Raw genomic sequence first — 22964 nt, forward strand, 5'->3', positions numbered from 1 at the left:
TCGCATGTCCAACTGGCGGCAGGTCGTTATTGCTTGTTTTGCATGAGCGCAGGGCTGTGCGGTTTGGGGTGAGGCCAATGGCCAGAACCGCGCGGACGATATATGCTCGCCCGTATGGATTCGCTTTCTGCAAACACCGCGCTCTCGCATCGCCTTCCCGGCTGGACTCTGCCGCGCGGGCGTGAGCCGGGCGAACTCGACGCCGCCTTCGCCGCAGGCATCGCCTTGAAATCGCTCGACGATCTGGTACGGTCCGAACCCGTCTGGTCCGGCTGCTGGCGTTCGCGTCAGGCGTTGAAATGCGCCGTCGTCGCCGTGCGGTCGATGGGCCGCAAAGAGGATGAGAGTGCGTTGCGCGATGCCGTTCTGCTGACCGCGCCGGGCGACGATCCCGGTCCGGCCGGCAACGTATTCTCGGCCTTCTTAATGTTGGCCGGCAGAAAAGGTTCGATCACCTCGTCATTCCTCGCCCGGATCGCCGAGCGGCTGGCGCTGCGCTGGGACGATCATCTCGCGCGGGCCGTCGATCATCTCGACGACGCCGTGCAGTCGGGCCGCGCCGTTCCCTTCGCCGCCGCCGATCTGGTCTCGGCGATCTGCGCCGAGCGGCCGGATGCCGAGCCGCTTGCCTGGGCGCTTGCCGACCGGCTTGTTGCCGCAAAGCTGAAATGGGAGCGCCCCGTGCCGTTGCTGATGGCTGAGCGCTATGGCTCCGCTTTCAGGACGATCGGGGGCAGGGGCCGCGTGCGTCCGGGAGAGCCCGCTTTCGGGCGCGCCGTCTGCCTCGCTCTGGTCGAAGGCGCCGATGCGGCGCTGCGCTCGGCCGGCGACATCGCCCGCCGCGCCGATCAGCTTCTCGCCGTCGCACCGAAGGTTCGCACGAAAGGCGCCGGGGCCGTCATCGGCCGGATTCTGGACGAGGACGCGGTTTCGGCATCGGCTTCCGGCACGGGCCTGTCGCGCTGGGCGAGCAGCCGGCTTTTCGAGCGGCTGGAAACGTTCGGCGCGGTCCGGGAACTTTCTGGCCGTTCCAGTTTCCGAATCTACGGATTGTGACGATGGCCGGATCGAAGACGGCAAGGGCGGCACGAGCCGGCAGGACGAAGGCCGCGGACGACGTTCTCTTCGACCGAGAACTGGAGGATCTGCCGGCGGACCTGCGCTGGCGGGAGTGGTTGCTCCGCATCGAGGCGGTCATCTTCGCGTCGTCCGAGCCGGTGACGCGCGAGACGCTGGCGCGGGTGGTGGGCCGCAATTGCAGCCTCGATCTGCTGATCGACGATCTGCGCGATGAACTGGCCGGCCGGCCCTACGAACTGGTCTCGGTCGCCGGCGGCTGGCAGTACCGCACCCGTTCCCGCTATGCGGACACGATCCGCGCTTCGTCCGCCCAGACCCGTTCCGCTACCGCCGCGCTTTCGGAGTCCGAGGCGATGGTGCTGATGGCGGTGGGATATTTCCAGCCGGTCACGCGCGGCGAACTGTCGAAGATATTCGGCAGGGAGATTTCGCGCGATACGATCGGCGCCCTGCGCGGCGCGGGCTTCATCGCCTCGGGTCCCCGCAGCCCGACGCCGGGCGCGCCCTATACCTATGTGACGACGAAACATTTCCTGTCGGCCTTCGGTCTGGAGACGCTGCGCGACCTGCCGGATGTCGAGGCGCTCGAGGATGCGGGACTGTTAAGCCGCAATGAGAGGGCGGAGGAGGATGCGCCGGATTGACGGCGGGTCACACACCGCGCTTGTTGCCCCACAGGAGGACGTGAAGCTGCGGCAGGACGCGGGCTTCGAACCAGCGGTCGGCGCACACCTTGTCCACCAGCCACAGCATGCGGTCCATCACCCCGTCGATATCGACCCGCGCATCGTCGTCGTCGGGCGGCGGCGGCGTATGGTTGCCTGGCTGGAGATAAACGGGAAGCTGCGGATGGCGTGCGGCGACGTCGCGTGCATAGAGATAGTCCGCATCGTCGAAAACGACGATCTTCAGGGCGGTTTGCGGCCGGCCGGCGGCCGCGGCCAGACAGTGTTCGAGGCTGTTCCAGTCGGTGTCCATGTCGCTGGAGGGCGGCTTGGGGCTGAGGACCAGATAGTCGAGATCGGCGAACCAGTCCCGTGCGATGCTGCCCTGCGTTTCGAGCGCGAAACGATAGCCCTCGTCATGGCCTTTCGCGATCAGTTCCCCGAACGGCTGGATGGCGGGATTGCCGCCCGAAAGGGACACGGTCAGCGGCTGCCCGCCCGAAAGGCGCCTGACCTCCTGCCAGATGGCCTCGACCGTCATCGGCGTCCACTGGTCGCGATATTCGGTGTCGACGGCGTGCAGCGTGTCGCACCAGGAGCAGCGGTAATCGCAGCCGCCGGTGCGCACGAAGACGGTCGGCAGCCCGATCAGCATGCCCTCGCCCTGAATGGTCGGGCCGAAGATTTCACTGACGCGAATGGCCGTTTCGCGCCGGCTGCTCATGGCCGGTATTCCGCCCATGTCTTGGGTGTTTCGCTCACGCGCACGGCGCTCGTTTCCGGCAGGCGCGCCTTGCACCAGTCGTAGAAATGCTGCGCAAGGCACTCCGCCGTCACCCGGTCGTGGCCGAGCACGTCGTTGAGATGACGGTGGTCGAAATGCGTGTCGATATACTGCTTGAGGGGCGCAAGCTCGTGATAGTCGCGAACGAAGCCGTGCTCGTTCAGCTCGGTGCCGGAAAGCTCGACCTCGACGATGTAGTTATGCCCGTGCAGGCGGGCGCATTGATGGTCGTCGGGCAGGCTTTTCAGCTGGTGCGAAGCGGAAAAATGGAATTCCTTCGTGATCCGGAACATCAGCGGACCTCGCGTGCCGCATAGGCGCCGGTGGCCGCCACCCAGAAATCCGGGTCTTCGTAGTCGGTGGGATCGGCGATGCCGGCCAGGTGAAACGCCTCGCGCCGCTCGACGCAGGTGCCGCACCGGCCGCAGTGACGGTCTCCGCCCTTGTAGCACGACCATGTCTTTGCGAACGGCGTGCCGTGTTTCGCACCGTCGACCACGATGGCCGCCTTGGAAACGGTCACGTAGGGCGCGAACAGCCGCACATCGGCATAGCCGTCGAGGGCCTGCTGCTGCATGGCGTTGAAACTGTCGATGAAGCCGGGGCGGCAATCCGGGTAGATGAAATGGTCGCCGCCGTGGACGGCGATGGCGACCACCTCGGCCTGCTGCGCGGCGGCCAGCCCGAAGGCGATGGTGAGCATGATGGCGTTGCGATTGGGAACCACCGTGCTACGCATGGTCTCTTCGGCATAATGGCCTTCCGGCACGTCGACATCGTCGGTCAGCGCCGAACCGGTCAGGTGTGCGCCGATCGGGCGGATATCGATGATGTGATGCGGCACGCCGAGCCGTTTCGCACAGTCCGCGGCGAAATCCAGCTCCTTCCTGTGGCGCTGGCCGTAGTCGAAGGAAACGAGGCTGTTCAGTTCATGTTCCGCCGCGATCCTGTGGGCGAGCGAAACGGAGTCCAGTCCGCCGGAGCAGATGACGATCGTTTTCATAATCAGGTGTCCTTGTTTTGACCGGGTAGGCTGCGACCGGATAATGGCGGGCTTCTAAAGCAAAGACGCGCGGTTGTGAAGACGAGGCGGGGAAAATTGCGGGCCGGGATGCGACCCGGCCCTGTTTCATGCGTCCGTGTCGCGGTCCTCGATGAGCGTGTCCCGGCCTGAAAGGTCGTCCTGCGACAACAGCGACCAGACGGCGAGGAACAGGGCCGCGACGAGAGGCCCGATCACGAAGCCGTTCATGCCGATGAGCGCCAGGCCGCCGAGCGTCGAGACAAGCACCAGATAGTCGGGCAGGCGGGTGGATTTGCCCACCAGCGGCGGCCGCAGAAGATTGTCGATCAGGCTGATGACGAAGACACCCACCGCAAACAGGAGGATTCCCTTGAGATAGCTTCCCGAGAGCAGGAAGTAGATCGCCACCGGCGCCCAGACGAGAAAGGCGCCGACCGCCGGCAGAAGGGACAGCATCGCCATCACCACGCCCCAGAGCAGGGCGGCCTCTATCCCCAGCAGCCAGAACGTCACGCCGCCGATGGTGCCCTGAATGGCTGCGATGATTACGTTGCCCTTCACCGTGGCCTTCACCACCGCTGCGAACTGGCCGAACAGATAGTCGGTCTGGCGAAGGTTCAGCGGACTCGATCGGCGGATCGCGCCGACAAGACGCGGACCGTCCCGGAACAGGAAGAACAGCAGATAGATCAGCACGCCGAGATTGATGAGAAGCTGGGCCGTGTTCTGGCCGATGGCGAGCGCTCTCGTGGCGATCGCCTGCGTAACCTGGCCGATGAAGGCCGTCAGGCGGGCCTGGATCTCGGAGAATTCGGCGAGATTGAGCCGGGCGAGGGCATCCAGCACGAAAGTCGGCAGCGAGGCGCGGACCTGCGCGAGAATCGCCGCTGGGTCGAACTCGCGGTTGCTCAGGCGCGTATAGAGATTGGTGGCCTCGCGTGCCAGCGAAGCCAGCAGCAGCGATACCGGGATCACGACGATGAAAATGCACAGGATGGTGCAGACCGCCGCCGCCAGGCTCTTGCGCCCGCCGAACGACCTTTCCAGCCGCCTTTGCAGAGAATTGAACAGGATGGCAAGAACGACCGCCCACAGGATCGCGCCGTAGAACGGAAGGACCAGGGCGATGAAGGCGATGGAAACGAGCACCACGACGGTGACGAAGCTGGCCTTTTGAAACTGTGGGGTCGTCAATGTGTCCTCCGGCATGTTCCTGCAAACGTATCGTCGGGCCCGTCTTCGCGATTCCGGCAATGCGCGGGCGATCCTATCCGATCCGGTGCCCGATACGTAGTCCCGTAATGAGGAAGCGGCGTCGAACGGGGCGCGGTCGCCGCGCCGCCGGCGCTCGGGCGCGTGTGAACGGCATGGTTTCCTTGACGAAAGCCATCCATTGCCGCGAACGTGATCGCCCGCGCTTTCTTCTTCGAAGAGCGGCGTTTTCGCCGAAAACGGGCGCTCCGCAGCCCGCCGGACGGGCGGGTGCGACGTTTACGTGTCCGTATCGGGTTGCAATTGTGGTTTTTTCTGGTTAGTCATGCCGCCGTTCGAGCCCGCCGCGGCTCGCACTTTGACTGGCGCTTGGGGTCTTTCGCAAGACCCGTTTCCCGGCTTCATGCCTTTTTGCGCCAGAGCGATGCTCCCTTGTGTCGCGCTTGCTTCCCTTTTGCCCGTTGGCTCTTTCAGGGGAAGTTGACCAATCATCTCGGTTAACGGGCATTGCAGCGGTCCGTTCGGCCAGCATTTTTGTGCGCTGCACAACGACGAAGGACAATATTGTCATGACGAAGTTGATTGCCATGTCTTTTCTTGCCGCCTGTGGCGGCCTGATGGCGACCTCCGCCCTGGCCCAGGATGGTTGCGGCCGTGTCACCATTGCCGAAATGAACTGGGCTTCCGCCGGCGTCGCCGCGTGGGTCGACAAGGTTATTCTCGAGGAAGGGTATGGCTGCACCGTCGATCTGGTGAGCGGCGATACGATGCCGACCTTTACATCGATGAACGAGAAGGGCGAGCCTGATGTCGCCCCCGAACTGTGGGTCAATTCGGTGAAGGACCCGCTCGCCAACGCCGTGTCCGAAGGCCGGCTGATCGAGGCGGCCCGCATTCTGGAAGAGGGCGGCGTCGAAGGCTGGTGGATTCCGGCCTATGTAGCCGAGGCCCATCCCGAAATCACCTCCGTCGAAAAGGCGCTGGAGCATCCCGAACTCTTTCCCGCACCGGAACGGCCCGAGCGCGGCGCCGTGATGAACTGCCCGGCCGGCTGGAGCTGCCAGATCACCACCGCCAACCTCTATCGCGCCCTGAAGGCCGGCGAGAAGGGTTTCGATCTGGTCGACAGCGGCTCCTCCGCCGGCCTCGACGGCTCGATTGCGAATGCCTATGAGCGCAAGCAGGGCTGGCTCGGCTACTACTGGTCGCCGACGGCCATCCTCGGCAAGTACGACATGGTGAAGCTGCCGTTCGAAAAGCCGCTCGACCGCAAGGAATTCGACGAATGCACGGTGGTTGCGGACTGCGCGGACCCGCAGGTCACGTCCTATCCGACCGCCGACGTCTTCACCGTCGTCACCAAGTCGTTCGCCGAGAAGAACGCCATCGCTATGGACTATCTCGGCAAGCGCAGCTGGAAGAACGACGTCGTGAACGAGATCCTCGCCTGGCAGGACGAGAACCAGGCCACGAACGAGGACGCCGCTTTCCACTTCCTGGAAACCAAGCCTGAAATCTGGAAGGCGTGGCTTGCGCCGGATGTCGCCCAGCAGGTCGAAGACGCGATCTGACCGTTCCATCCGGGTTTTCCGGAACCGCCCGGTTTCCGCCGGGTGGTTCCGTGCCGTTTCATTGAATGAATTTCGAAAGGATAGCCGATGGCTTCATCCTGCTGGGGGCTTCCGTCCCTCCTGTGCGAGGCGCCGGCCCTGAGCGGCCAGACGCTGCGCGCCATGCGCCGCACCATCGACGGTGGCTTTCGCGACATGGTGCGCTCGATGTCTCCCTATATCGATGCCGCGACTGCCCCGCTTCAACGTTTTCTCAACGCGCTCGAGGGCGTCTTCGTCGACAGCCCGTGGATCGTCGTCTTCCTGCTTCTGCTGATCGTGATCCATGTCGCCGGACGCTCCTGGAAGATCACGCTCGGCACGGCATTTGCACTCTTCGCCATCGGCTGGGTCGGGTTGTGGCAGGATGCGATGGTGACGCTCTCGATGGTCACGATCTGCACCCTGACGGCGGTCGTCATCGGCCTGCCGATCGGCATCGCCGCCGCCCGTTCGGACCGGGCCCAGCAGATCATCAATCCCGTGCTGGATGTGATGCAGACATTGCCGAGCTTCGTCTATCTCATTCCGGTGGTGGTCATTTTCGGCATCGGCAAGGTGCCGGGCATGATCGCGGTGGTGATCTACGCCATGCCGCCGATGATCCGCCTCACCAATCTCGGCATCCGGCTGGTGGACAAGGAGGTCATAGAGGCAGCCGACGCATTCGGCTCGTCCGAGCGGCAGAAATTGTGGGGCGTGCAACTGCCGCTTTCCCTGCCGACGCTGATGACCGGCGTCAACCAGACCATCATGATGTCGCTGTCGATGGTCGTCGTCGCGTCGATGGTCGGGGTCGGCGGTCTCGGCAGGAACGTTCTCCAGGCGATCAACAACCAGTTCTTCACGCTGGGCTTCCTGAACGGTTTCGCACTCGTGGCGATCGCCATTTCCTTCGATCGCGCCAGCCAGGCGTTCGGCAAGCGTCTCCAACGCTACACGGAGGTCCACAATGACTGATCCCAACCAGGCCGCCGACGAGAGCGGCACGCTCGAAGCCGACGAGGAGGCCTTCGTTCCGGGTATCGAGATCCGCAATCTCTACAAGATATTCGGACGCGATCCCGACCGCTGGGTCGATGCGGTCAGGAACGGCATGACCAAGGGAGAGCTGAACCGCAAGCATAATCACTCCCTCGGCCTGTGCAATATCAATACCGAGCTTCCAGCGGGACATATCTCCGTCATCATGGGGCTTTCCGGTTCGGGAAAGTCCACGCTTCTGCGCCACATCAACGGACTGATCGCGCCGACGGCCGGCGAGGTTCTGATCGACGGTCAGGACGTCGCGAAGATGACGGCTGACGAATTGCGGAACTTCCGCCGCCACAAGACGGCGATGGTGTTCCAGAAATTCGGGTTGCTGCCGCACCGCACCGTGCTGGAAAACACCCTTTACGGGCTGGATATCCAGAGCATTCCCCGTCGTGAGAGTGTGCCGCGCGCCAGGCACTGGATCGAGCGGGTCGGTCTGCACGGCTACGAGGACCACTATCCCACCCAGCTTTCCGGCGGCATGCAGCAACGTGTCGGGCTGGCGCGGGCGCTGGCGAACGATGCACCCATCCTGCTGATGGACGAAGCGTTTTCCGCGCTCGACCCGTTGATCCGGGTGGACATGCAGTCCGTCCTGCTCGAACTGCAAAAGGAACTGCGCAAGACCATCGTCTTCATCACGCACGATCTCGACGAGGCGTTGCGGCTGGGAGACCGGGTCGTCATTCTTCGGGCCGGCGAGATCGCCCAGCAGGGCACCTGTCAGGATATCGTCATGAATCCGGCGAACGATTACGTGCGTTCCTTCGTTCGCGAGGTGAACCGTTCCCGCGTGGTCGTGCTGCGGTCGATCGCACGCCCCAAAAAGCCCGGAGAGGACTGGCCGGAACTCTGCCTGCCCGGTTCCACCACGCTCGAAGAGGCCGCGAAACGGCTGACGTCTTCCGACATTCGCGAGGCCGCCGTGCTGTCGCGTCAGGGAAAGCCGCGCGGCGTGGTCGATCTGATGGACGTGACGCGCAACATGCTGCGCGGCGATTGACCGGAGGTGAGGGGAGCACGATCCGCGTCCCCGCGGGCGTCGTGCGCCTCTGGCGAAACAGTGAATGAAAGCGAAGCTCATGGAAACGAACCGGCCTCTCGGCGTGATATTGCCGGTCGAAATGGTCGACATGATCAGCGAGGCGATCGCATCGGGAGATTATGCCACGGAAGGCGAAGTCGTCGCGGCGGGGCTTCGCCTTCTCGCGGCCCGGCGTGCGCAGTCGGTGCCGGGGGCGGGCGAATCACTTGTGCCTTCCCGTAATATTCCCGGAGAGGATATTCCTTCTCGCGCATCGCGGGAAAAATCGAGTGCATTCGCCTTCGGGCGAATGTTCGGATTCTGAATAGTCTGGCGGACGAGGCGTCGAATCCAGATTCGATGGGCGATAACCATGTAGGGCCGGCGACAATTCGCCGCTGTTTTCTGTAATCCTGCCAAGACTTTACTTATGAAGTGGTTATATTATCCTTTGGTGGTGGAAAAGACCCTGAAGGGATCGTGGAATGGCAGCCCCCCTGCGGCGAAGGCAGTCGACATTACGGGTGATAACGGCCGGCAGAAAGAACTCCGTTTGCAAGCTCCTCGAAGTCGCGATCCAGCAGGGCCAGGTCTGGCCGGGTTTCCAGCCGATCATCGACATACGCTCCGGAAAGGTGGCCGGATTCGAGGTCCTCGCCCGGTGGAGCGACCCGCAGGACGGCGACATCAGCCCCCTGACGTTCATCGCGCCGCTGGAGCGGCTCGGCCTGCTCGACCTGCTGTCCGACGCGCTGATGGAGCAGGCCTGTCTGGCGGCTGTGAACTGGCCGGGCGAGTTTTTCCTGGCCTTCAACATTTCCCCGCTTCAGCTGGCCAGCAGGAACCTGCCGCAGCATATTGCCGATGTCGTGCGCAGGACGGGATTTCCCATCGGCCGGGTTCAGGTCGAAATCACCGAAAGCTCCCTCATGGCCGATGCGAAAAGCGGCCACGGGATATTGCACGAGCTGGATGCGCTGGGGGTGCGGATTGCCATCGACGATTTCGGAACGGGCTATTCGAACCTTGCCCGGCTGGAAGCCTTCCCGTTCCACAAGCTCAAGATTGACAGGCGTTTCGTACACCTGATCGACCGCGAGCCGGCGAAGCGCCGGATTGCGGCGGCCATCATCGGGCTCGGCCAAAGTCTCGGCATAACGGTCGTTGCCGAAGGGGTGGAGACGAAGGAAGAGGAAGCGACCCTGCGGGAATTCGGGTGCGATCTGGGGCAGGGGTGGCTCTACGGCAAGGCCCTGAATGCCGCCGGCGCGGGCCAGTTCCTCGAAACCGTCGGGAACAGGAGCGTGCAGACCCGAACGCTCGACATCTCGCCGTTCCAGCGGCTGCATCAGCTGGCGGCATTGTACAAGCAGGCGCCGGTCGGCCTGTGCTTCATCGATCTGGATTTTCGGCATGTGAGCGCCAACAATCGCTTTGCCAGCATGCACGGCCTGAGCGCCGCGGAACTGGAAGGAAAGACGATCCATGAGGTGATGGAGCCGGTTGCCGCCGACATCGCCGTGCAATTGCTGCGCAATTCTATGGAAACCGGCGCGTCCGCGCAGCACCAGTATCATTTTCAGGGCCGCGACGTCCTCGTCTTCAATACCCGCGTGACGGATGTCGACGATGCGGTCATCGGCTTCTCGCTGGTTTCGATCGATAACACCGAACAGATGCGGGCGCTGAACGCCCTTGCCGACCGCGAGGAGCATTATCGGTACGTGACCGAGCTGAACCCCCATATCGAATGGGCCGCGACCCCCGACGGAATTTTCGACTATATCAGCCCCAGTTCGGAGGATCTGCCCGGAGATACGATGCGGCAGCGCATCGAGCGGTGGCAGAGGAGAATCCATCCGGAGGATTTTCCCCGCTTGAAGGAGAAGTGGTTCAGCTGGATCACGAGCGACGAGCCTTACAAGGAAGAGTTCCGCTTCATCCAGCCGGACGGAAGTTTCCGGCACGTATGCAGTTATGCCATCGCGGCGAAATGGCCCGACGGGCGCATCAAGAGATGGTACGGAATCACCAAGGACATTCCTGTTTTGCCTTCGGACACCTGACGCAGGGAATGAATTCGTAAAACCTGCGTCCGGAAACATGTAGGAACAAAAGCGGGAATGCTTTTTTAAACTTGTTTCCTGCGCAGGTTTCGTTCCATCGCCTCGGAGAAGAAGGCGATGCCGTCGCGGTTGGCCTGCTTGACGCTGTACATCGCCATGTCTGCTCTGGAAAAGAGCGAGGAGGCGGTGTCGCCGTCATCCGGGAAACGGGCCATGCCGATACTGCACGTGGCCTGCATGTCCATGCCGTGCAGGAGGATCGGTTCCGCGAGCCTCAGCCGCAGGTGATCCAGCGTCATCAGGTAGTCTTTCGCCTCGCCGGGCAGGACGAGGACGAATTCGTCACCGCCGATGCGTGCGGCGATGTCGTTCGGCCCGAGAACCGCGGAAATCCGGTCGGCTATGGTCTTCAGGAGCGCATCACCGCTTTCATGACCGAACTGATCGTTGACCTGCTTGAAATTGTCGACGTCGACAAAGCCGATCGCCACTTGCGAACCGGCCTGTCTGGCGGCTTCGAGCGTCTCTTCGAGTCTCGTTTCGAGAGTCGTGCGATTCGGCAGGCCGGTGAGACTGTCGTGCCGGGCCAGAAAGCGTATGCGCGCCTCCGCCTGCTGGCGATCGATCGCAATTCCGATCATGCGCGCCGCATTGTCGACGAATTCGCTCAGCCCCCAGTTCAGGGCGTGGCCGGGAATTGCGCAGAAGAGAAATCCGTGCCGGCCTTCGACGATGGAAGGGATTTCCACGCAGCGGCAGGCGGCATTGCCGGACTGGCGTTCTGCCATGACGGCCCGCCACCAGTTTGAAGCGTTTTCCAGACTGTCGGACAGGAGGGAGTCCGGGGTTCGGCCCAGCAGCGGCCAGCAATCCTCCGGGATGGACGGGGATGTTACCATTGCCGCGGTTTCGCCGGATAGCCTGAGGCATGCCATCGCTCTGGTGCCCGTCGCCAGCCTTTCCAGAAGCACGGCGCACTCCTCGATGAAGCGCGGAAGGGATTCGGAGCCGACGATCATTTCCAGAATGCTCGCCTGCGTCTGCATGATCCGTTCCGCGGCCTTGCGGGCGGATATGTCGTGCGAGGCCCCGACGACGCCGATGATCTGCTGTTTCTTGTCCCGCAGCGGCACGCGGGACATGATCAGCCAGCGGTCCTGGCCGCCGCGCATGGCACGTTCCTCATAGCCGATGTCGGCCTCGCCCGATTCCATGACGCGCTGTTCGATTTCCGCGATCTTCGCCTGCCGCGCGGCATCGCCATGCAGATCGACGTCGGTGAAGCCCACGATCTGGTCCACGCTCGACAAACCGTTATTGGCGATGATGGCCTGATTGGCGAACAGGAAACGCCCCTGACGATCCTTCGCGTAGATGAAGTCGGGAACATGATTGATCATCGCTTCCAGCCATTCCAGGCGCTCGGAGGCGTCGTGCCGGATCGCGTCTTCCTCCTCCGGCGCCGGGGAGGGGTCTTGCGGTTCATCGGGAACAGAGTTTGCCACTATCGTATTCCTGTTCGTGCGGATATCTGTCGGGGCTCGGCCGGACTCCGCGTGCCGGAACGGCACGGGCTATCCGGCTGGACGGCCCTGTCCCTGGCAACCGGTGTATCGTCGCCTTGTAATGTCACCATTACGGTCTCGTCCGCAACGCATATGCGGCTTTCATGCGTTTTCCGTTTCCTATGTCGTCCGCGCCCATCCGGGGATATCCGGATGGGCGCGTAATTGGGACGCAAAGATGGGAATCTTGTGGCGTCGGGATGGCGGTTGCGATCTTTACCGCACGGGCGAGTGCATCAGAACTCCTCCCACTCGCTCTTGTCCACGGCAAGGGCGGCGTTTCCGGAAAAGGCGCGGGCCACGGCTTGCGTCCGTTCCCTGGCCGGCGAGGCGACAGGCCGGCTTTCGCCGTTTGCCGGACGCAGCGCGGAAAGCTGGGCCGCACCCGACAGCCTGAACTGCGAAAGCAACTGCTTCAGCGTCGTCGCCTCGCGGGCGAGATTGTGGCTGGCGGCCGTCTGCTGCTCCACCATCGCGGCATTCTGCTGCGTGCCCTGATCCATCGTGTTGACGGCGGTGTTGATCTCCTGAAGGCCGGTCGATTGCTCCCGGGCCGACTCGACGATGGCCGTGACGTTGCGGGTCACGTCCTGCACCTCGGCAACGATCTTTTCCAGAGACGTGCCGGTTTCGCCGACGAGATGAACGCCCTTGCGAACCTGTTCGCCGGATTTGACGATCAGTTCCTTGATCTCCTTGGCGGCATTGGCCGAACGCTGCGCCAGTTCGCGCACTTCCTGCGCGACGACGGCGAAGCCCTTCCCGGCGTCCCCGGCACGGGCCGCCTCGACGCCGGCATTCAGCGCGAGAAGGTTGGTCTGGAAGGCGATCTCGTCGATGACGCCGATGATGTTGCTGATCTCGGAGGACGATTTTTCGATCTCCTGCATGGCGGAAACCGCATTGCGGACGATTTCCCCCGACTGCTCGGCGCCCTTGCGGGTGCGGGCGACCAGTTCTCCGGCTTCTTCCGCCCGGCGGGTGGAATCCTTGACGGTGGTGGTGATCTCCTCCAGCGCGGCCGCCGTTTCCTCGACCGACGCGGCCTGCTGTTCGGTCCGCCGGGAAAGGTCGTCGGCCGCCGCCTGGATTTCCCGCGATCCGGCGTCGATGCCGTTCGAAGCCTCTCCAACCGACGACAGGGCCGCGTTCAGCTTGGAGAGCGAACCGTTGAAGTCGAGCCGCAGACGGTCGAGCTTTCCGGCGAAGGGTTGGGCGATCTGGTAGGCGACATTGCCGGCCGAAAGCTCGGCCAGACCGGTCGCGAGAGCATCGACGGCGGCGGCCTGGTCGTGCGCCGCGGCTTCGAAAGCCGCTTCAGCGTCCTTCAGCTTGCGGTCGAGCTCATCCTGGAATCGGGCCGCCTGCTGCTCCAGTTCGGCGCGCTTGTGAAGGCCTTCCTTGAACACCTGCACGGCATCCGCGATCGCACCGACCTCGGTCGGCTTTCCGCGATGCGGGACATCCACGTCGAGTTCGCCTGCCGCGAGCCGTTTCATCGGCGCGATGATCGAGGCGATGGCCTTGCCGACGGAAGAGGTCAGCAGGAGAACGGTGACGCAGGCCAGCAGGCCGGCAATGACGATCGCCGCGGTGATGGCGAAGGAAACGGTTTTCTGGATGGCCAACGCCTCTGCCCTGAGCGTATTCGATTCCTGCTGGGCGTATTCGACCAGCTGCGTCGAGGCGTCGTTGGCGACGTCGATCAGCGGTGTCAACGTGGCGCGGTCGGCGCGGAAGGCATCGCGTTTCTGTCCGTTCGTGGAAAGCGCCAGCGTTTCCTTCGCGGCCTCGACATAGGTTCCCCACGCCGTGTCGAACGCCGCGAGAATGCGGTGCTCCTCCTCCGTATCGGCATATCCTTCATACGTGCGCCGCGTTTCCTCGACCCAGTCGATCTTCTTTTCCCACCAGCCGTATTCCGAAGCCATTTCCTCCGGCGTTTCGAACAGGATGTGATAGAGGCCGCTGACGCGCAGGTCGTTGATGTCGGCCCGCAGCTTCATGGAGTAGCGCACGCTCGGTACGGCCTTGTCGGCGAGTTGACGGCTGTTGTCGGAAAGCTGGAAAACGGCATAGAGGGCCACGCCGCTGACGGCGACCAGGGCGGACAAGAGAATGAGAAAAGCAAACCAGATTTGCTTCTTGATCGAGAATTTCGACATGAAACGTCCTTCATTGCGTAAGGGTAGAGCGCTCAACACAAGATGAATGGACTGGATGATCTGTGGTTTTTCGCGGAATTCCGGTCGCTTCCAGTCCGGCAATCACGGAAAACATGCTGTCTGGCCCGGGCCGGAGTGCCATGTAGTCCATTGAACGAAGCCATCATGGCGACGGGATAAGTATTGTCGCAATGATAGAAGAACATTCGTAAAGAAAAGATCACTGTATTTTCGCGCCTTCGAGATCGGCGGCCCGGCACGCCCGCCGCGCCGGGGAAGCCGGCGTGACCAACTGGCCGTCGAGCGGCATCGAGTTCAACGCGGTCATTTCCAATAAAGACGAAATGGCCGTCGGCGTGATTGTTTCCGAAGGAGGACGTGCCGATCGACAAGCCTCAGCAGCCTCGGGCGGCGCCACGTCGCTGAAGGTGGTGGCCACGGCGTTCCATGCCAGCGCGTAGCTTTCCCATGTAGCCGGTGCCTATCGGGCCCACGCCCAGACTGTTCTTCATGCCGTCTTCCCGAAGCTTGTTCGGTGAAAAATCCCGATGGCGGAAAACGGTGCGTCAGGAATTGTCGCGCCGGAAGATCCAGTCGTGGTCAGGATGGTTCTTGAAGCGCCATTTGCGCAGCGGGCCGGCCATGACGTTGAGGTAGTACATCTCGTAGCCGTAGGGCGCGCCGCACGGATGATGACCCTTGGGCACCAGCACGACGTCACCGTCGGCAACGGTCATCGTCTCGTCCAGCGAGCCGTCCTCGGTGAAGACGCGCTGTAAGCCGAAGCCCTGCGCCGGGTTCAGCCGGTGATAATAGGTTTCTTCCAGATAGGTCATGTCGGGATAGTTGTCCTCATCGTGCCGGTGCGGCGGATAGGAGGACCAGTTGCCCTGCGGCGTGAACACTTCGGTGACGAGCAGGCTGTCGGCCACGTCCCGGTCTTCCATCGCGATAGCGTAGACGAAGCGGGTGTTCGCGCCCTTGCCGCGCTCGGCGAGCGAAATGCCGTCGGGGCCGATGAGCCGGGCGGGGCGGCCCGGTTTCGCCGGCGCGGTGCAGATGGCCAGTGTGCAGTCGGTCGTGGCCGTTGCCGACCAGGACGAGCCGGCGGGCACATAGACGCAATGCGGCGGCTTCTTCTCGAAGATGTTCATCCGCTCGCCCAGCTCGCCGAAATCCTTGTCGCCGCCGGAAATGCGGGCCTTGCCCTCGACGAGAACCAGGATCGCCTCGACGTCGCCGGTCGCTTCCGCTGCCGTTTCGCCCGCCTTCAGCTTGTAGAGGCCGAAGCCGACATAGTCCCATCCGGCGTTTTCCGGCGTAACGTCATACACCTTTCCGGTCGTACCGGCCGGTTTGCGCAGCAGCCTGCTCATGGTTCGTCTCCAGCCTTGCCGTTGTCGTTCAACGTCTCTTCCTTCGCCGGCTCGGGCGCGATGAACAGTTCCCAGGCGGCATAGGCGCCGGCGGCGAAGAAGAGGATGCCCCAGCCCACGGACCCGCTCGCAACCTCGAAGATCGACCACGCGACGGGAGCCGCGACGGTCAGCGCCCGCCGCCAGAGCGGCTTGAAGAAGGGATGGTGCCGGTCGAGAAAGCTCATGCCGCCACCCGTTCCAGCCCGGCGGTGCGGACCATTGAGGGGCTTTGATATTCGGACGAATTACGCATATCCGGGTCCTGTTCGGCTTCGATGACGATCCGGCCGCTATAGCCGTGATCTGCGGCAATCTTGAGAACCGGCGGGAAATCGGCCCCGCCTTTCGCGTCGCCCGGCTCGATGCTGATATGCGCGCCGGGCGGGCGGGCCGCGTTGACTTCGCGGCGGGGCAAAACCTCGGGCACGGCGACCGCCAGCGCATCCTCCAGCTCCGCGATGGAGCCGACCTTTCTCGCATCCGCGCCCATCGAGGCGGCATGGGCCATCGATTGTTCGTTCTGCCCGCGCAGGGTGGGCAGCGTGTCGCGCGCGCCATGCAGCGCCTCGCCGATGCCGTCCACGTTGCCATGCCCGAAGATCGTCCAGACTCCGGCGATGGACGGGGCGCCGTCTTCGTTAAACTGGTTTGCCAGATAGCGAACCAGAGCCTGGGTTGCCTTCAGCCTGATCGTTTTCACGCGGCTTCTCCCCTTGCAGCGCGTGCCTCATCCCAGATCCGGCAAAGATTGCGATAACGCTGTGCCATGTCCTCCACAGCGTCTCCATCGCCGATTTCGCCGGAAAGCCATTTGCGGGCCGCGTCGTTGAAGATCGTCCGGCCCACGGCAAAGCCCTTTACCAGATCGAAGCCCGCAGCGAGACGGAAACTTTCGGCCAGTTCCGCTTCCGGCGCGTCCAGCCCGAGAACCACGATGCCGCGCGTGTAGGGATCATGGCGGGCGACGGCTTCGCAGGCGTTTCTCCACGCGGCCTCGGTTTTCATCGGCTCCAGCTTCCACCAGTCCGGATAGATGCCGATCTCGTAGAAACGGTCGATGATGCGCGCCACCGTTTCGTCGTCCGTCTTGGCGACCTTCGACGGGATCACCTCCAGAAGCAGCTCCAGACGGTTGCGCCGGGCCGCGTGGAACAGGCGGGTGAGGGTGGCTTCCTGCCCGGTGCGCATCTCCTCGGAGTCGTCCGGATGATAGAAACACAGAACCTTGACGACGTTTTCCAGCGGCCATTCCACCAGACCGCCGAAATCGGGACCGATTTCCGGTTCGAGCGTCAGCGGCCGCGAGCCCGGCCATTCCACCGGCCGGCCGATCCACAGGCCGCTGCCGCTGGCCGTATGCAGCGCCTCGCGGCCGAGCCGGCTGTCGCAGAGAATCCCGTAGCCGTCCGCGCCGCCGGAGACCTTGAGCGCGGCCTGAAGGCAGAGCGTCTTGAAAGCGCCGATGCGTTCGTCCGCGACGCCCGCTTCGCGGGCGATCGCTTCGAGCTGCATGCGGTGATCGAAGGCGAAAACGCGCATCTGCGGCCACGCGGTCTTCCGGTTCGTCGACCAGTGGACCTGCTCCAGCGCCTCGTCCTTGCGCAGCGCCTTGTTGCGGATGCCGGTGCGGAAGAAATACTGGAGTTCTTCCCAGCTCGGATAGGCTGGCGTGCAGCCGTGGCGCGACACCGCGAAGGCGCCGCAGGCGTTGGCGTATTTGAGGCTTTCGGGCCAGTCCTCGCCCGTCAGCCAGCCCTTGAGAAGCCCCGACATGAAGCTGTCGCCGGCCCCCAGAACGTTGAAGACCTCGATGGGGAAGCCCTGACCCGTCCTGCCGGCGTCCAGACTGTCGGGAATGTCGCCTTCGAAGACGACCGCGCCCAGCGGCCCGCGCTTGCAGACCAGCGCAGCGCCGGTGATGGTGCGCACCGCCCGCAGCGCCTCGAGCGTATCGGTCGAGCCGCCGGCGATGTGGAATTCTTCTTCCGTGCCGACGATCAGGTCGAACAGCGGCAGGGTCGATTGCAGCTTGGCCGTCACCTTGCCGGATTCGATGAACCGGTTTTCGCCGTCGCCGTGACCCGACAGCCCCCACAGATTCGGGCGGTAGTCGATATCGAGCGCGGTTTTCGCACCGCCATCGCGCGCGAGCCTGAGCGCCTTGAGAACCGCGGCCTCGGTGCGGGGGTTCGACAGATGCGTGCCGGTGGCGCAGACGCACCGCGCCTCGGCGATGAAGGCCGGATCGATATCATCCTCGCACAGCGCCATGTCGGCGCAGTTCTCGCGGTAGAAGATCAGCGGAAACTGATGCTCGTCGCGAATGCCGAGCAGGACGAGGGCGGTCAGGCGCTCGGCATCGGTCACGACGCCCCGCACATCGACGCCCTCGCGCACGAGCTGCTCGCGGATGAAGCGCCCCATGTGCTCGTCGCCGACGCGGGTGATCAGCGCCGATTTCAGGCCCAGCCGCGCCGTCCCGGCCGCGATGTTGGTCGGCGAGCCGCCGATATATTTATTGAAGGAGGCCATGTCCTCCAGCCGGCCGCCCACCTGGGCGCCGTAAAGATCGACGGACGAACGTCCGATCGTAATGAGATCGAGTGTTTTCACGATCCTCCTCCTCCCTCGCTTCTGCCTCCGCCGCACCCGGCTTTGTGCGGAAAGCGCGCTCCCGAGCACCTTCCGACGATATTTGGATCGTAAATTCTATTTTTGAAACTTTCAATAAAAATATTCAGTCGACACGCCGCGTGCCGGTGGCCACCGCCAGCATGATCGCGACGCAGAGCGTGGCGGAAAGGGAGCGGAAAGCCCCGAAATCGACTTCGCTGACGGTGATCAGCATGGCGCCGGACTTGCGCAGCGAACTGACGGCCGTATCGGTCAGAACGACGGCGGGAATGCCGCGCGCCCGGGCATTTTCGACCAGTTCGACGGTTTCGGCGGAATAGGGGGAAAAGGTGATGGCGAGCACGGCGTCGCCTGCGCGGATGACGCTCTGGTTGTCCAGTTTGCCGACGGCGCTGTGCAGCATCGCCGGCACGTTCATCTTTTCGAAGGCATAGGCGAGGTAGCTGGCGACCGGAAAGGACCGCCGCAGGCCGGCGATATGGATCATGTTGGCCCGGGCGAGGGTGGCGACGGCCTCGTCCAGCGCTTGCGGATCGATGGTTTTCAGAAGGCTTTCGAGCGAGGCCCGTCCGGCCTCGACGAATTCGGCCAGCAGCCCGATACCGCTTTCCTCACCCTTTTCGCGCAGATGGTCAAGCCGCGTGGCGTAATCCGGCCAGCCGCCGACATAGGAATCGCGAAACAGCCGCTGCATCTCCGAAAAGCCGGAAAAGCCCATGATCTGACAGAAACGCATGAAGGCGGAGGGCTGCACGCCGGCCCCTTCGGCCATTTCCGCAACGGTGGAAACGGCGATGCGGTCCTGATTCGCGGCGACGAAGGTGGCGCACTGCCGCAGCCGTTTCGGCAGGCTGTCGGCCACTTCCAGCAACCTTTCCTCGAAGGCTTTCACGGTTGCCGGCGCTGCCCTTTCGTTCATGGCGTTCCTTTCTTCCTTTTCGATACGTTCTACCGTCAATGTAACAAAATGGAATTTACGTTCCACAGGGATTTTCGGCCGCGGCCGATGCCCCGGCTTCAAGCCCGCTGGAGAAGCAGGGCATGTTTATCGGCCTGTCGCAAAATTCCGTCAGGATCGTCCGGCCGGGGGAACCTTTCCCTGGGCCGCGCGTTACAGGAATGGTATTCTTATATGAGCGGGCGCGTATGCTCTGCCAGATTATGGTCCGGGAAACCGGGACCACGGTTTGAGGGCGCATGCTCCCGCCCTTCACTATCGCCCCGGCGCTTCAATCGACCGGGCATCATGACCTGACAGGAGCAAGACAATGGAATCGAGCGTAAAATCCCGTCGCACCGCATCGCTGAAGACGCCGAGCGGTTTGGGCGAAGAAGCGGTGAGGGACATTTCGGCCGGCGCGACGACCCTTCTGGCCGACGTGTTTGCTCTCTATCTCAAGACCAAGAATTTTCATTGGCATATGTCCGGCCCCAATTTCCGCGATTATCACCTTTTGCTCGATGAGCAGGGGGAACAGATTCTGGCCCTGACCGACGATCTGGCGGAACGGGCCCGCAAGCTTGGCGGAACCACGCTGCGCTCCATCGGCGACATCGCCCGCCGCCAGCGCATCAAGGATAACGATGCCGATTTCGTCCACCCGCACGAGATGCTGGCGGAATTGCGCGACGATAATCGTGCGCTCGTCGCCAGCATGCGCGAACTTCACGACATGTGCGACGAATACGGCGACGTCGCCACGGCCAGCCTTCTCGAAAACTGGATCGACGAAGGCGAGCGACGCGTGTGGTTCCTTTTCGAAACACTGCGCAACACCAACGGCTGAACCGACTACAACCTCTGAGACGTGTGCGGCGCCCGGACTCGTTTCCGGGCGTCGCTGTATGATGGAAGCGATCTTGAGAAAGAATCCGGTTCCGGCGGCCCGGAACCGAGGGACGTTTTCCCGGTTGTACCGGCGGGTCCCGGTCGGTGATAAGCATCCGAACAATCTGTCATATTCCTGTCCTGAAAGGCGAAGCCTGCGCGGGTTCCGATCGGACCCGACGGCGTCACGCGCGGCATTGCACCCGCAGCGAAGAGCGGGCGGGGACCGTGTCCGGACCGCTTTGCGGGCTGTGTCGATTGCAACCGGTTGCATCCATAAAAGTGTATTTGCAGCAAAGAATTAACCATTCGTGGTATAAAACGTGCCGGGGCCTTACGCGAGGCCTCGGGGGCGTTAAAAGCCCTCGACTGGGTGCTCGCCGTTGAGCGCCGACCCCTTCGGTTTCTGGTCTGTGAGCCCGCGGCATATGCACGGGTGTTCCGGACGAGAGGTTCCAGGGATCGTGCCTTCACGGTTTTCGACCCCGTTTGCCCGGGGTCAGGGAAAGAGGCGCGGAGTGTCCGGAGTGCTTCTTTCGGAGAAAACCGGATGGCGCGAGAGTAATGACTATTCCCGCCAAGCTACGACCACGGCATGACGCCGTGCTGCTTCGCTGAATGGACGGATCGGCGGCCGCGTCATTTGGAGACGTGGAGAACCACGAAGGAAAAGCCCTTGGTGCAACAGTCGATTGGTACGCTTCGGCATTTTATCGCCGTTCCGGCAGGGAGCCTGCCCGTATCGCGCTTTCTCGCGAGGCGGGCCGGAAAGCCGTGTCCCTTGCCGGTGGCAAGGGCGATCGAGCATCAGTGCCGTCGACATTTCCGGAGCGGTTTCGCGAGGGGTCGACCGGGGAGAGTGTGCATGACGGAAGCTTGCACGGAATTGTCAACGAGAGGATGAAACGGAAATGAAATCCTTACTGAATGTCATGAGCCGTGGATCGATGGCGGATGCCGTCGTGGCCGCGATGAGCAAGTCCTTGGCGTTGATCGAATTCGATCCTCAGGGAAATATCCTGACGGCGAATGAAAACTTTCTCCGCACGATCGGTTATCAGCTTTCCGAGCTTGCCGGCCAGCACCATCGCATGTTCGTCGATCCCGCATTCGTGCAAAGCCCGGCCTATGCCGCCTTCTGGGCCAAGCTCGGCCGGGGCGAGTTCGATGCGGCCGAATACAAGCGCTTCGGCAAGGGTGGGCGGGAAATCTGGCTCCAGGCATCCTACAATCCGGTTCTCGACAGCCGGGGCAGGGTGATGAAGGTGATCAAGATCGCCACCGACATCACCGACGCCAAGATGAAGGCCGCCGACAATAGCGGCAAGATCGTCGCCATCTCGCGCGCGCAGGCGATGATCGAATTCACCCCCGAAGGCGAAATTCTGGACGCCAACGAGAATTTCCTCGCCGCGGTCGGCTACCGGCTGAACGAAGTCGTCGGCAAGCACCATCGCATCTTCCTGGAGCCGGCCGAAGCCGAGAAACCGGACTATGCCGCTTTCTGGAAGAGCCTGCGTAACGGTGAGTTCATCGCCCGGGAGTTCAAGCGCGTCGGCAAGGGCCAGAAGGAAGTCTGGCTCCAGGCGTCCTACAATCCGATCTTCGATCCGGATGGCAAGGTCATCAAGGTCGTCAAATTCGCCACAGACATCACGGGCCGGGTTTATGCCGTCAACGAGATCGGCGTCGGCCTTGGCCGGGTCGCCGCGGGCGACCTGACCTGCGATATCAGTAAGCCGTTCATCCCCTCCCTCGACAAGCTCAGGACGGATTTCAATCATTCCGTCGAAACCCTGCGCGATGCCCTGAAAACCGTGGAGGCGAATGCCGCGGCCATCAATTCCGCCGCACGCGAGATCAGCACGGCGTCGGACGACCTGTCCCGCCGCACCGAACAGCAGGCCGCTTCCGTCGAGGAGACCGCCGCCGCGCTGGAGGAGATCACGACGACCGTTCAGACCTCCACCCGGCGCGCGGAAGAAGCGGCCGGGCTGGTCGCCCGCTCCAGGCAGCGCGCGGAACAATCCGAAAGCATCGTCCGGCAGGCCGTCTCCACCATGATGGAGATCGACCGGTCCTCCAGTGAAATCAGCGGCATTACCGACACGATGGACGAGATCGCCTTTCAGACGAACCTGCTGGCGCTCAATGCCGGCGTCGAAGCCGCCCGCGCCGGCGATGCCGGCAAGGGATTCGCGGTCGTCGCCCAGGAAGTGCGCCAGCTCGCCCAACGGGCGGCCGTCGCGGCCAAGGAAATCAAGGGGCTCATCGACAAATCGGCGCGCGAAGTGAAAACCGGCGTCGATTTGGTCGGCAATACGGGGACGGCCTTGCAGGCAATCGTCAGCGACGTTCAGGAGATCAGCACCCATGTCAGCGCCATCGTCGAAGCGGCCCGCGAACAGGCCGTCGGACTGTCCGAGATCAATTCCGCCGTCGGCGTGATGGATCAGGGAACACAGCAGAACGCCGCTATGGTCGAGGAGTCCTCCGCGGCGAGCGCCGGTCTGGCCTCGGAGGCCGACGGGCTGAACAGACTGCTGGCGCGCTTCCGGCTGGAGACGGGAGGTGCTGGCGTATCCGCCGTCCATCTCTCGCCGGTCCCGGCAGCAGCGCATGCCGAGGCCAGGCCGGTCGCATCGCCGGCGCGGGCGCTGGGCAGGAAACTCGCCGGTGCCTTCGACGGCAGGTCGGCAACGGCCGCTGCGTCGGCCAACGAGTGGGAGGAATTCTGACGCGGCAGGAGGAACTGGCGCGACAGGCCCCGGTGGTCCGGAGCTTGCAGGTGTCGGACCTCAGCCTCGGGTTGAGATCGCGAAAGCCGGGCCATTACGTCCGGCTTTCGCCGATT

Annotated in this window: 20 protein-coding genes and 1 pseudogene; 10 read left to right on the forward strand and 11 right to left on the reverse strand. The window is 63.2% G+C overall.

Features of this window, described 5'->3' with window-relative positions; genetic code table 11:
* The first annotated feature begins 102 nt into the window (after positions 1-102).
* Positions 103-1056, forward strand: coding sequence for a DUF1403 family protein (locus tag NOF55_RS10300; protein ID WP_306411289.1), 954 nt, complete (start codon positions 103-105; stop codon positions 1054-1056).
* Positions 1057-1058: 2 nt separating this feature from the next.
* The gene (gene scpB / locus NOF55_RS10305; protein ID WP_306411290.1) at positions 1059-1724 is read left to right on the forward strand and encodes an SMC-Scp complex subunit ScpB; all 666 of its coding nucleotides are present in this window, start codon (positions 1059-1061) and stop codon (positions 1722-1724) included.
* Positions 1725-1731: 7 nt separating this feature from the next.
* Here the strand turns inward: scpB and queE are convergent, their stop codons facing one another.
* The 4 genes from queE to NOF55_RS10325 form a co-directional block, all read right to left on the reverse strand.
* Positions 1732-2469, reverse strand: coding sequence for a 7-carboxy-7-deazaguanine synthase QueE (gene queE / locus NOF55_RS10310; RefSeq protein ID WP_306411291.1), 738 nt, complete (start codon positions 2467-2469; stop codon positions 1732-1734).
* On the reverse strand, positions 2466-2822 hold the full coding sequence (gene queD, locus NOF55_RS10315) for a 6-carboxytetrahydropterin synthase QueD (RefSeq protein ID WP_306411292.1): 357 nt from the start codon (positions 2820-2822) through the stop codon (positions 2466-2468). Before queD ends, queE begins: the two co-directional genes overlap by 4 nt.
* Positions 2822-3532: a 7-cyano-7-deazaguanine synthase QueC gene (queC, locus tag NOF55_RS10320; protein WP_306411293.1), complete on the reverse strand. Its 711-nt coding sequence runs from the start codon at positions 3530-3532 to the stop codon at positions 2822-2824. Before queC ends, queD begins: the two co-directional genes overlap by 1 nt.
* A gap of 126 nt (positions 3533-3658) precedes the next feature.
* A complete protein-coding gene (locus NOF55_RS10325) occupies positions 3659-4747 on the reverse strand; it encodes an AI-2E family transporter (RefSeq protein WP_306411294.1) in 1089 nt (362 codons plus the stop codon).
* A 587-nt stretch (positions 4748-5334) separates the two neighbouring features.
* Between NOF55_RS10325 and NOF55_RS10330 the strand changes: the two genes are divergently transcribed.
* From NOF55_RS10330 to NOF55_RS10350, 5 genes are all read left to right on the forward strand, one after another.
* Complete coding sequence (locus NOF55_RS10330; RefSeq protein WP_306411295.1) at positions 5335-6336, forward strand: ABC transporter substrate-binding protein; 1002 nt, start codon at positions 5335-5337, stop codon at positions 6334-6336.
* An 87-nt stretch (positions 6337-6423) separates the two neighbouring features.
* Positions 6424-7335, forward strand: coding sequence for an ABC transporter permease (locus NOF55_RS10335; RefSeq protein WP_306411296.1), 912 nt, complete (start codon positions 6424-6426; stop codon positions 7333-7335).
* The gene (locus tag NOF55_RS10340; RefSeq protein ID WP_306411297.1) at positions 7328-8413 is read left to right on the forward strand and encodes a quaternary amine ABC transporter ATP-binding protein; all 1086 of its coding nucleotides are present in this window, start codon (positions 7328-7330) and stop codon (positions 8411-8413) included. The genes NOF55_RS10335 and NOF55_RS10340 overlap by 8 nt, the downstream gene beginning before the upstream one ends.
* A 64-nt stretch (positions 8414-8477) precedes the next feature.
* Positions 8478-8759 (forward strand): ribbon-helix-helix domain-containing protein, encoded by a 282-nt coding sequence (locus NOF55_RS10345; protein WP_306411298.1) that lies wholly within the window; start codon positions 8478-8480, stop codon positions 8757-8759.
* Between the two features lie 160 nt (positions 8760-8919).
* Positions 8920-10500 carry a sensor domain-containing phosphodiesterase gene (locus NOF55_RS10350; RefSeq protein WP_306411299.1) on the forward strand — a complete coding sequence of 527 codons (1581 nt, stop codon included), beginning with the start codon at positions 8920-8922 and terminating at the stop codon, positions 10498-10500.
* A gap of 65 nt (positions 10501-10565) precedes the next feature.
* Here the strand turns inward: NOF55_RS10350 and NOF55_RS10355 are convergent, their stop codons facing one another.
* Together NOF55_RS10355 and NOF55_RS10360 are read right to left on the reverse strand one after the other, a co-directional pair.
* Positions 10566-12005 (reverse strand): sensor domain-containing protein, encoded by a 1440-nt coding sequence (locus NOF55_RS10355; protein WP_306411300.1) that lies wholly within the window; start codon positions 12003-12005, stop codon positions 10566-10568.
* A gap of 296 nt (positions 12006-12301) precedes the next feature.
* The gene (locus tag NOF55_RS10360; protein WP_306411301.1) at positions 12302-14230 is read right to left on the reverse strand and encodes a methyl-accepting chemotaxis protein; all 1929 of its coding nucleotides are present in this window, start codon (positions 14228-14230) and stop codon (positions 12302-12304) included.
* Positions 14231-14514: 284 nt separating this feature from the next.
* Here NOF55_RS10360 and NOF55_RS10365 point away from each other — a divergent pair, with 284 nt between their 5' ends.
* Entirely contained in the window at positions 14515-14691 is a 177-nt protein-coding gene (locus tag NOF55_RS10365) for a hypothetical protein (RefSeq protein WP_306411700.1), read from the forward strand.
* A gap of 105 nt (positions 14692-14796) precedes the next feature.
* Here NOF55_RS10365 and iolB read toward each other — a convergent pair whose 3' ends face one another.
* The 5 genes and pseudogenes from iolB to NOF55_RS10390 all read right to left on the reverse strand — a co-directional run bounded on the left by iolB (position 14797) and on the right by NOF55_RS10390 (position 19201).
* On the reverse strand, positions 14797-15606 hold the full coding sequence (gene iolB, locus NOF55_RS10370) for a 5-deoxy-glucuronate isomerase (protein WP_306411302.1): 810 nt from the start codon (positions 15604-15606) through the stop codon (positions 14797-14799).
* On the reverse strand, positions 15603-15833 hold the full coding sequence (locus NOF55_RS10375; RefSeq protein WP_306411303.1) for a DUF3329 domain-containing protein: 231 nt from the start codon (positions 15831-15833) through the stop codon (positions 15603-15605). Before NOF55_RS10375 ends, iolB begins: the two co-directional genes overlap by 4 nt.
* Before the next feature lie 308 nt (positions 15834-16141).
* Positions 16142-16348, reverse strand: a pseudogene (locus NOF55_RS10380) (3D-(3,5/4)-trihydroxycyclohexane-1,2-dione acylhydrolase (decyclizing)); the annotation flags it as partial.
* Positions 16345-18264 (reverse strand): bifunctional 5-dehydro-2-deoxygluconokinase/5-dehydro-2-deoxyphosphogluconate aldolase, encoded by a 1920-nt coding sequence (locus NOF55_RS10385; protein WP_306411681.1) that lies wholly within the window; start codon positions 18262-18264, stop codon positions 16345-16347. The pseudogene NOF55_RS10380 and the gene NOF55_RS10385, both read right to left, overlap by 4 nt.
* A 121-nt stretch (positions 18265-18385) precedes the next feature.
* A complete protein-coding gene (locus tag NOF55_RS10390) occupies positions 18386-19201 on the reverse strand; it encodes a MurR/RpiR family transcriptional regulator (protein ID WP_306411304.1) in 816 nt (271 codons plus the stop codon).
* A gap of 349 nt (positions 19202-19550) precedes the next feature.
* On the opposite strand from NOF55_RS10390, the gene NOF55_RS10395 reads away from it, so the two are divergent.
* A complete protein-coding gene (locus NOF55_RS10395) occupies positions 19551-20069 on the forward strand; it encodes a Dps family protein (RefSeq protein ID WP_306411305.1) in 519 nt (172 codons plus the stop codon).
* Between the two features lie 952 nt (positions 20070-21021).
* Positions 21022-22848: a methyl-accepting chemotaxis protein gene (locus tag NOF55_RS10400; protein WP_306411306.1), complete on the forward strand. Its 1827-nt coding sequence runs from the start codon at positions 21022-21024 to the stop codon at positions 22846-22848.
* Positions 22849-22964: the final 116 nt, after the last annotated feature.

It is taken from the genome of Ectorhizobium quercum (assembly GCF_026552795.1).
GTDB lineage: Bacteria > Pseudomonadota > Alphaproteobacteria > Rhizobiales > Rhizobiaceae > Ectorhizobium > Ectorhizobium quercum.

Coding starts and splice junctions, on each gene's coding strand:
- queD (WP_306411292.1), bottom strand. CDS start 2,822: ATGTTCCGGATCACGAAGGAATTCCATTTTTCCGCTTCGCACCAGCTG.
- NOF55_RS10375 (WP_306411303.1), bottom strand. CDS start 15,833: ATGAGCTTTCTCGACCGGCACCATCCCTTCTTCAAGCCGCTCTGGCGG.
- NOF55_RS10400 (WP_306411306.1), top strand. CDS start 21,022: ATGAAATCCTTACTGAATGTCATGAGCCGTGGATCGATGGCGGATGCC.
- iolB (WP_306411302.1), bottom strand. CDS start 15,606: ATGAGCAGGCTGCTGCGCAAACCGGCCGGTACGACCGGAAAGGTGTAT.
- NOF55_RS10345 (WP_306411298.1), top strand. CDS start 8,478: ATGAAAGCGAAGCTCATGGAAACGAACCGGCCTCTCGGCGTGATATTG.
- queE (WP_306411291.1), bottom strand. CDS start 2,469: ATGAGCAGCCGGCGCGAAACGGCCATTCGCGTCAGTGAAATCTTCGGC.
- NOF55_RS10350 (WP_306411299.1), top strand. CDS start 8,920: ATGGCAGCCCCCCTGCGGCGAAGGCAGTCGACATTACGGGTGATAACG.
- NOF55_RS10360 (WP_306411301.1), bottom strand. CDS start 14,230: ATGTCGAAATTCTCGATCAAGAAGCAAATCTGGTTTGCTTTTCTCATT.
- NOF55_RS10340 (WP_306411297.1), top strand. CDS start 7,328: ATGACTGATCCCAACCAGGCCGCCGACGAGAGCGGCACGCTCGAAGCC.
- NOF55_RS10335 (WP_306411296.1), top strand. CDS start 6,424: ATGGCTTCATCCTGCTGGGGGCTTCCGTCCCTCCTGTGCGAGGCGCCG.
- NOF55_RS10300 (WP_306411289.1), top strand. CDS start 103: ATGCTCGCCCGTATGGATTCGCTTTCTGCAAACACCGCGCTCTCGCAT.
- scpB (WP_306411290.1), top strand. CDS start 1,059: ATGGCCGGATCGAAGACGGCAAGGGCGGCACGAGCCGGCAGGACGAAG.
- NOF55_RS10390 (WP_306411304.1), bottom strand. CDS start 19,201: ATGAACGAAAGGGCAGCGCCGGCAACCGTGAAAGCCTTCGAGGAAAGG.
- NOF55_RS10330 (WP_306411295.1), top strand. CDS start 5,335: ATGACGAAGTTGATTGCCATGTCTTTTCTTGCCGCCTGTGGCGGCCTG.
- queC (WP_306411293.1), bottom strand. CDS start 3,532: ATGAAAACGATCGTCATCTGCTCCGGCGGACTGGACTCCGTTTCGCTC.
- NOF55_RS10395 (WP_306411305.1), top strand. CDS start 19,551: ATGGAATCGAGCGTAAAATCCCGTCGCACCGCATCGCTGAAGACGCCG.